This is a genomic window from Cellulomonas sp. IC4_254 (genome assembly GCF_011603975.1).
Classification (GTDB): Bacteria; Actinomycetota; Actinomycetes; order Actinomycetales; family Cellulomonadaceae; genus Cellulomonas.
Window position 1 is genome coordinate 1 of the sequence record NZ_JAANNB010000175.1, and the last position, 8,195, is coordinate 8,195.

General features: G+C 74.7%; 5 protein-coding genes. 3 read left to right on the forward strand and 2 right to left on the reverse strand.

What is annotated here, in order from left to right:
• The first annotated feature begins 153 nt into the window (after positions 1-153).
• Together G6556_RS15015 and G6556_RS15020 are read left to right on the forward strand one after the other, a co-directional pair.
• A complete protein-coding gene (locus G6556_RS15015) occupies positions 154-510 on the forward strand; it encodes a TraR/DksA C4-type zinc finger protein (protein ID WP_166943082.1) in 357 nt (118 codons plus the stop codon).
• Between the two features lie 140 nt (positions 511-650).
• A complete protein-coding gene (locus G6556_RS15020; RefSeq protein WP_166943094.1) occupies positions 651-1,082 on the forward strand; it encodes a nucleoside deaminase in 432 nt (143 codons plus the stop codon).
• A 76-nt stretch (positions 1,083-1,158) separates the two neighbouring features.
• Here the strand turns inward: G6556_RS15020 and G6556_RS15025 are convergent, their stop codons facing one another.
• Complete coding sequence (locus G6556_RS15025) at positions 1,159-2,529, reverse strand: extracellular solute-binding protein (protein WP_166943086.1); 1,371 nt, start codon at positions 2,527-2,529, stop codon at positions 1,159-1,161.
• Between the two features lie 246 nt (positions 2,530-2,775).
• Between G6556_RS15025 and G6556_RS15030 the strand changes: the two genes are divergently transcribed.
• On the forward strand, positions 2,776-5,361 hold the full coding sequence (locus G6556_RS15030; RefSeq protein ID WP_166943089.1) for a hypothetical protein: 2,586 nt from the start codon (positions 2,776-2,778) through the stop codon (positions 5,359-5,361).
• A 136-nt stretch (positions 5,362-5,497) separates the two neighbouring features.
• Here G6556_RS15030 and G6556_RS15035 read toward each other — a convergent pair.
• A partial coding sequence (locus G6556_RS15035) for an alpha-mannosidase (RefSeq protein WP_166943092.1) occupies positions 5,498-8,195 on the reverse strand: 2,698 nt, incomplete at its 5' end.

Consider the following 8,195-nt stretch of genomic DNA (forward strand, 5'->3'; position numbering starts at 1 on the left):
CCCCGGAGGCCCGCAGCGCCTGCAGGCGCTGCGGGCCTCCGGGGCGCTGTCGGAGGACGAGTACGCCGCGGCGAAGGCGCACGTGCTGGGCGGCTGACCCGCGCACGGGCGCTCCACCTGCCGCGGCGCGGCTCGCGGGCGGATACTGGTGCCATGGCGCAGACGCTGGACCCCACGGAGGTCACCGCGCTCCTGGCGGAGCGGCGGCGCGAGGCGCTGGCGCGGCTGGCCGGGACCGACGCCGAGCGCGACGCCGTGGTGGCCGCCTCCCGCGAGACCGTGGCCGACGACGAGCACGACCCCGAGGGGTCGACGATCGCGTACGAGCGCCGGCTGCTCGACGCCCTGACGCACGACCAGCGGGACCGGCTCCGGGAGATCGATGAGGCCGAGCGGCGGCTGGCGGCCGGCACCTACGGGACGTGCGCCCGGTGCCACCGGCCGATCCCGGTCGAGCGGCTGCGCGCCGTGCCCACCGCCCGGACCTGCGTGGGCTGCGCCGGTCGCTGAGCGCGGGCCGGTGGGCCCGTCCACCGCGCCGCCGTCGCACCGCGCCCCCGTGCCCGTGCCCGGGCTCCCGTCGCCCGGCCCCGAGGCCCGGGTGCGCGAGGATGGGCCGCATGTTCGCGCGCCCCGACGACCTGACCGCCATGGGCCTGGCCCTCACCGAGGCGGCCGGCTGCGTCGCGACCGGGGACGTGCCGGTGGGCGCGGTCGTGCTCGGGCCGGCGGGCGAGGTCGTCGGCGCGGGCCGCAACCGCCGGGAGGCCGACGCCGACCCCACGGCGCACGCCGAGGTGCTGGCGCTGCGCGCGGCGTCGGCGGCGCTCGGCCGGTGGCGGCTCGACGACTGCACGCTCGTGGTCACCCTGGAGCCGTGCCTCATGTGCGCGGGTGCGACGGTGCTGGCGCGGGTGCCGCGGCTGGTGCTCGGCGCGTGGGACCCGAAGGCGGGGGCGTGCGGGTCGCAGTGGGACGTGGTGCGCGACTCGCGGCTGAACCACCGGGTCGAGGTGGTCGGCGGGGTGCGCGAGGAGGAGTGCGGCGCGGTGCTGCGGGAGTTCTTCGCGCAGCACCGCTGACCCGCGGACGCGAGGAGGGGCCCCGCCACGGTGTCGACCGCGGCGGGGCCCCTCGTCGTGCGGGGTGGCGGGTCGGTCAGCCGCCCGTGATGTTGTCGTAGGCCCGCTGCGCCGCCGTCTGGGCGTCGGCCAGCGCCTCCTCCGGGGTCTTGTCGCCGAGCAGCGCCGCGGTGATGGCGTTGTTCAGCTCGTTCTGGATCTCCTGGCCGGCGGGCGAGGACCCGAAGGTCTTCCCGTACTCGACCACGTCGTAGTAGGTCGAGATGACCTGGTCGAAGCCGGCGTCGCCGGTCTCGGTGACGTACTGGTCGCGGATCGCCTGGTCGGCGGCCGGCGAGCCGGTGAACAGGCCGGTGTTGATGCCGCCGTCGGAGGCGATGGTGTCGGCACGGGCCTCGCCGGCCGCCATCCACGCGTCCTGCGACGTCAGGTTGAGCATCCAGGCGCAGGCGGCGTCCTTGTTCTGGGCGCCCGCCGGGATGACGAAGGCCGTGCCCGAGGCGACGGAGAACGGGTTGCCGTCCTGGTCGCGGAACGGCACCGCCTCGATCTGGATCTGGCCGACGTAGGCGCCGAGCACGTTCGGGTACCACTGCGCGTTGACCTGCGCGCCGACCTGGTCGGTGACGTACTGGTTGTTGTCGCCGAAGGTGTCGAAGGAGTCGGTGAACGACTTCACCTTGGCGAAGCCGCCCTGGGCGTCGGTGATCTGCTTGAGCAGCTCGATGCCGGCGACGTTGGACGGGTCGTCGAGCGTCGGCTTGCCGTCCGCGTCGGTGAGCTGCCCGCCCTGGCCGAGGATCCACAGGCCGCCCTGGCCGGTGGCGACGGGGTCGAGGCCGAGCGTGGTCGGGACGCCGCCGCTCTCCTTGTACATCTTCTGGATGGCGGCCACGAGCACGTCGGGCTGCGAGGTGTCGATCTGGTCCGCGGTGACGCCCGCGGCGTCCATGACCCGCTTGTTCAGGATGATGGCCGGCGGCTGGTAGAACTGCGGCACCGCCCAGACCTGGTCGCCGTACCGCACGTCGTCGACGACCGAGGGGTAGTACTGCTCGTCCGGGTCGACGTCGTGGGCGCTGTAGCAGGCGTCCAGGGGCAGGATGAGGTCCTGCGCCGCGTACGTGGTCACGTACCGGCGGTCCATCTGCACCACGTCCGGGACGTCGCCGGAGGCGAGCCGGGTGGTGAACTTCTGCGCGTCGAACGCGGTGGCGTCGAGCTCGATGTCGACGTCGGACAGCTGCTCGGCGGCGTAGTCGAGGCGCGACTGGCCGACGTCGTCGGCGTTCTCGAAGCCCCAGGCGGCGAGCGAGCCCGACGCCTCGGTGCTGAAGTCCGTCGACCCGCTGGACCCCTCGTCACCACCTCCGCCCGAGCTGCAGGCGGCCAGGGCCAGCGCGGTGACCGGCAGCAGGGCGATCGCGGCGCGGCGACTCTTCCTCATGAACGTCTTCCCTTCCTCGCACCGGCGGCCCGGCGTCGTCGCCGGCCCGCGGGAGAGTCCCCGGCTGCAGTGCCGAGGATCTGAAAACCTTCCCACATCGGACGGTAGTTCAGGGCCTTCGGGTGAGACAAGACCTGAGCGATCACGGTGTGATCACGCCTGTCCCGAGCCTGACGACCGTGGACTGACAGCCTGTCGTGTGACTAGGCTCATATGGCAACGATGCCACAAAGTGAGGACTCCGAGATGTCGTCCACACCCGACGAGACGCCGATCGACCCCTCGGCCGCTCCGACGGAACCGCCCCGCGACGGCCCGCTGCTGGACCGCCCGATCCGGCAGGTCCTGCTGGTGGGACACACCCACCACGACGTCGGCTACACGAACAGCCCGCGCCTGGTCGACGACCTGCACGCCGCGACCGTATTGCGGGTGCTCGACCTGTGCGACACGAACGACGGCGACGGGCCGGACGCCTTCCGCTGGACGTTCGAGGTCGCCCGTCCGGTGCTGCGGTTCCTCGACACCGCGGACCCCGCGGACGTCGAGCGGCTGCGCCGGCGGGTGGCCGAGGGGAGGGTCGCCGTCACCGGCGGCTACCTCAACATGACGCAGCTGCTCGGCGACGTGGAGCTCGACGCGGCCTACGACGCCCTGGACCGGCTGCGGTCCGCCGGCCTGCCGGTCCGCACCGAGCAGCACGGGGACGTGAACGGCATCGCCTGGGGCGCGGTCGACGCGATGCGGCGGGCCGGCGTCGACCGGCTGGTCATGGCGCTCAACCCCGACCACGGACGGGCGCCGTACCCGCAGCCGACCGGGTTCTGGTGGGAGGGCCCCGCGGGGGAGCGCGTCTTCACCTGGCTGTCGACCCACTACGGCGTCGGCGAGGAGTGGGGGATCGTCGACGGGGACGTCGAGGCGGCCGAGGCGCACGTCGCCGACTTCGTGGCACGGCTGGAGAAGCGGGACGACTACCCGTACGACACCGCGGTCGTGCACGCGGCCAACGACAACCGGTGGCCGACGGCGCTGTTCCTCGACGTCGTGCGGCACTGGAACGCCCGGCACCCCGACGTGCCGATGCGCACGGCGACCATCGACGAGGCGCTCGACGTGCTGCGCCCGCAGGCCGAGGCCGCCGACGTGCCGGTCGCGCGCGGGGAGTGGTCGGACTGGTGGGCGCACGGGCACGGCTCGACGGCGCGCGAGGTCGCGGTCTACCGGGAGGCGCGGACGTTCGCGCGCGCGGCGCAGACCACGCTCGGGCTCACCCGGCTCCGCGGGGACGGGTCGCCGGCGCTCGCGGACGTCATGGGGTACCGGCGCGGCCCGGTGCGCCTGCGGTCCGACGCCCAGGTCGCGCGCGACCTGGACCGGGTGGACGCGGAGCTGCTGCTGTTCGCGGAGCACACCTGGGGGTCGTGGGAGACCTACTCCAAGCCGTTCTCGACGTTCAGCCACGCGCACTGGAACGCCAAGGCCGGGTTCGCCTACGGGGCGTTCGACCTGGCGCGGGACCTCGCGGTCGAGGGGCTGTTCCGGGTGGTCGCGAGCGGGCCGGACGGGTCGGCCGCCGGTGGGGCGGACGAGGGGGACGGCACGCGGGTCGTCGTCGTGAACCCGACCGGGCGCGCCCGCACCGATCCCGTCGACGTCGAGGTGCACGGCCGCACCCGCGCGCGGACGGTCGCGACCGTGCCCGCGTTCGGCGTGGTGACGGTGCCGCTGCCGGCCGCACCCGGGGTCGCCCGGGCGGGCCGGGAGGTCGCGTGCGGCAGGTACCGGGCGGTCGTCGACCCGGCGCGCGGCGGCGTGGTGTCGCTGCTGCACGTGCCGAGCGGGCGCGAGCTGGTGGACGCCGAGACCGCCGGGCACGGGCTCGGCGCCGTCGTGACGGAGACCGTCGTGCCCGGCAGCACGCACCCGATGGTCGTCCGCGACCCCAAGGACTTCCACCCCGACTTCCCCGGGCCCGACCTCGACCGGCGGCACGCCACCGGCGACGAGGAGCCGCTCGTCACGGAGGGCGGGTCCTGGGCGCGGATCGCCTGGCGCACCACCCCGCCCGGGCTGCCGGCGGCCACCACGACGCTCACCCTGTACCGCGACCTGGACGTCGTCGACCTCGAGGTCGCCCTCGTGAAGCCGGAGGCGTTCGGGCCGGAGAGCATCCACGTGGCGTTCCCGTTCCGCGTCGCCGACCCGGAGTTCCTGCTGGAGACCGCGGGCGCGGTGTACGCGGCCGAGACCGAGCAGCTGCCCGACACCAGCAAGGACTGGTACTCGATCCAGCACGCCGTCGGGGTGCACCGGCCCGGGTCGGCCGGCGGGGTGCTCTGGGGCGCGGTCGACGCGCCGCTCGTCCAGCTCGGCGGCCTGCACACCGGCGAGTGGGCCCGCACGCTGCACGCACCGACCGGGTCGGTGTCGTCCTGGCTGATGAACAACCTGCACTTCACGAACTTCCAGGCCCGCCAGGAGGGCACGCGGACCTACCGGTACCGGTTCGCGGCGGTCGACGGGCCGGTGACCCGGGAGCGGGTCCGGGTGTTCGGGCGGGACCTGGCCGAGCCGCTGCAGGCCCGTGCGTACGACGGCCCGGTGACCGCCGAGGGCGGGCTCGGGCTGCGGGTGTCGCCGGCGGACCGGGTGCTGGCCGAGGTCCGCCCCCTGCCGGACGGGACGGTGCGGGTGCGGCTGCGGAACGCCGGCGGCGAGCCCGTCGACGCCGAGGTGGCGTGGGACGGCCCGGGACGGGTCCTGGGCGGCGGCACGGTGCGCCTCGGCCCGTACGGCGTGGGCGAGGTGCGGCTGCGCCGCGAGGGCTGAGCGCCGGCCGTCGCCGATCGCGGATCGCCGAGGGGGTAGGAGACACGTCGAGTGAGCATCCCGCGGATGCTCACTCGACGTGTTTCTTGCTCGGTCGCGGCGGCCGGCATCGCGGCGCGCGGCGGGACGGCCGCGGTCAGCCCGCGTCGTCGGCGAAGGGGGCCTCGGCGGGGCGCGGGCGGCCGGTCGCGTCCGGGGTGGACGCCTCGGTGGCCGTCAGGGCGCCGGTGGCGGCGTGGTCGTCCGTCGGGGGCTCGTCGTCGGTCGCCGGGTGGGCGGCCGCCCCCGCTCCCGGCGCGCCTGCGCCCGCCGCGACCGTCCGCACGTCGTCCCCCGCCCCGGCGAGCGGGCGCTCCACCAGGTCGACCTCGACCACCGGCGCGTCCGGGTCGGCCGGCACCCGGAACGTCCGCAGCTGGAACGCCCCGAACTCGGCCTCGATCGTGCGCCCGACCAACGGCAGCGCGATCCGCGCGGTCCCGGCCTCGCCGCGGGTCTCGACGGCCCGCACGACGAGGTCGGCGCCCCCGGGTGCGTCGACGGCGTCCTCCGACCCCTTGAGCGCCGTGATCGACACCGGCCCGCCGTCGTCGGTCGCGAACGAGCCCGTGTGCGGCAGCGCGCCGGCGTGGAACGACTCGAGCATGGCCCGCACCGGCGACCCGAGGAGGGCGGCGCGACGGCCGGGGTCGGCGGCGTGCCGGTCGCCGGCGTGCACGACGAGCTCGTAGGAGAACCGCTGGATGCCCTGGTCCTGGTACGCGTAGACGTCGTCGCCGTCGAGCAGCCGCGGGTCGTGCCAGGCGTAGACGGGGCTGCGCACCGCGGTGACGCCGATGCTCGGCTCGGCGCCGGGCGACACGTCGTAGCCGTGCTTGTTCGTCGTGACGAGCGTGAGGCCCGCGGGCCGGCCGTCGAGGGTGCCGGTGAGGTCGACCCAGCCCTGGCCGGGCTCCTCGGCGCCGTCGACGGGCCGCTCGAGCTCGGCGTACGGGATCTGGTAGGTCGCCCGCGGGTCGGTCAGGGCGGTCGGGAACCGGAGCTTGAGCAGGTGCGCGCGCTCCCGCCAGTCGAGGGTGACGTCGACCCGGAGGACGGCGGAGTCGTGGTCGAGCAGCAGCTCCTCGATCAGCGTCGAGGCGCCCCACGCGCGCTCCACGCGCACCCGGGCGCGCAGCGGCCCGGACTCCCGGACGACGACCCGGGTGAGCGCCATGCTGTCGCCCGCCCACGCGTAGGACACGACGCGGTGGCCCCAGGTGTCGGTCGGGTCGTCGCAGACCTGGGTGTGCTGCCGGCCGTCCACCCCGCGCAGGACGTCCAGCCCGGTGCGCTTGTCGAGGTACGAGCGGATCCAGCCGGTCGCGGGGTCGAGCTCGATGCGGACCAGGTCGTTCTCCAGCACCGTCTCGCTCGCGGACAGCGCGCCCGGGGCGTCGCCGCTCCACTCCGGGCGCGCCGGCTCCGCCTCCATCCGGACCCGGTACAGCCGGTAGCCCAGGGCCGGCACCTCGGCCCGGAGCACGAGGGCGCCCCGTCCGGTCTGGTTGGTGGCCGCGCGGGACTGCGTCGGCTGCGACACCACGACCCGGCCGTCGCCGTCGACCACGTGGACGGCGCCCGCGTGCGAGCCGTAGTGCAGCTCGACGTCCGTCTGCACCGGCCACGGGTGCGGGTTGAACACGAGCACCGGCTGGGTCGCGGTGTCCTGCGGGATGTCGACCTGCCGGGCGATCGTGTTGTGCGCGCGGGTGATGATCCGCTTGGCGACGGACACGGCCTCGCCGAGCTGGTCGCGGGCGTCGTCGTAGGCGTGCTCGATCGCCGAGCCGGGCAGCACGTCGTGGAACTGGTTGAACAGCACCTGCTTCCAGGCGCGCTCCAGGTCCTCGCGCGGGTACGGGGTGCCGTCGTGCACGGCGGTGACCGCGGCCCAGCGCTCGGCGGACAGCAGGGCGTACTGCGCGCGGCGCTGCCAGGCCTTGATGCCGGAGTGCGCCGAGTAGCAGCCGGGGGCGTGGTGCTGGAGGTCGTCGGCCCAGGTGGTCAGGCCGTCGAGGAACTCCGCGCCGCGCTCTCGCACGCCGTCCAGGTACTCGCGCGGGGACGACATCCGCAGCCGGCCGAACGAGCCCATCCGGTCGTAGCGGTGGATCGACTCGATGTTCGCGATCGTCGGCCCGCCGCCGTGGTTGCCGACCCCGTACAGGACCATGACGTCGCCGAGCGAGCGGTCGAGCGCGCCCAGCGCCTTGTCGACCTGGCCGTCGACCGACCCGGCGGGGGAGCAGTACTCGAACGGGATCCGGTAGGCCAGCACCTCGCTGCCGTCCGGCGCCCGCCACCGGAACAGCGTGTTGTCGAGCGTGCTCTCGTGCGGGCCGGGGCGCAGGAACAGGTACGAGTCGAGGCCGTGCCCGCGGAGCACCGTCGGCAGGCTCGCGCTGTGCCCGAACGGGTCGGCGTTCATCCCGACCGTCGCGGGCTGCCCGAACCGGGAGATCAGGTACCGCTGGCCGTACAGGCCCTGGCGGGCGAACGACTCACCCATCGGCATGTTGCAGTCCGGCTCGACCCACCAGCCGCCGACGTTGACCCACCGGCCCTCGGCGACCCGCTCGGTGATGCGGGCGAACAGCTCGGGGTCCTGCTCCTCGACCCAGGACAGCAGCACCATCTGGTCGCAGGTGAACACGAAGTCCGGGTACTCGTCCATGCGGTGGATCGCCGACCAGAACGTGGCGCGCGCCTCCTGGTAGCCCTCCTGCCACGGCCAGAGCCAGACGGGGTCGATGTGCGAGTTCCCGATCATGTGGATGGTCCGGTCCGGCGTC

Bases quoted from the DNA above. Each gene is read 5' to 3' on its own strand.
- G6556_RS15015 (WP_166943082.1), top strand. From the start codon at position 154: ATGGCGCAGACGCTGGACCCCACGGAGGTCACCGCGCTCCTGGCGGAG.
- G6556_RS15020 (WP_166943094.1), top strand. From the start codon at position 651: ATGGGCCTGGCCCTCACCGAGGCGGCCGGCTGCGTCGCGACCGGGGAC.
- G6556_RS15025 (WP_166943086.1), bottom strand. From the start codon at position 2,529: ATGAGGAAGAGTCGCCGCGCCGCGATCGCCCTGCTGCCGGTCACCGCG.
- G6556_RS15030 (WP_166943089.1), top strand. From the start codon at position 2,776: ATGTCGTCCACACCCGACGAGACGCCGATCGACCCCTCGGCCGCTCCG.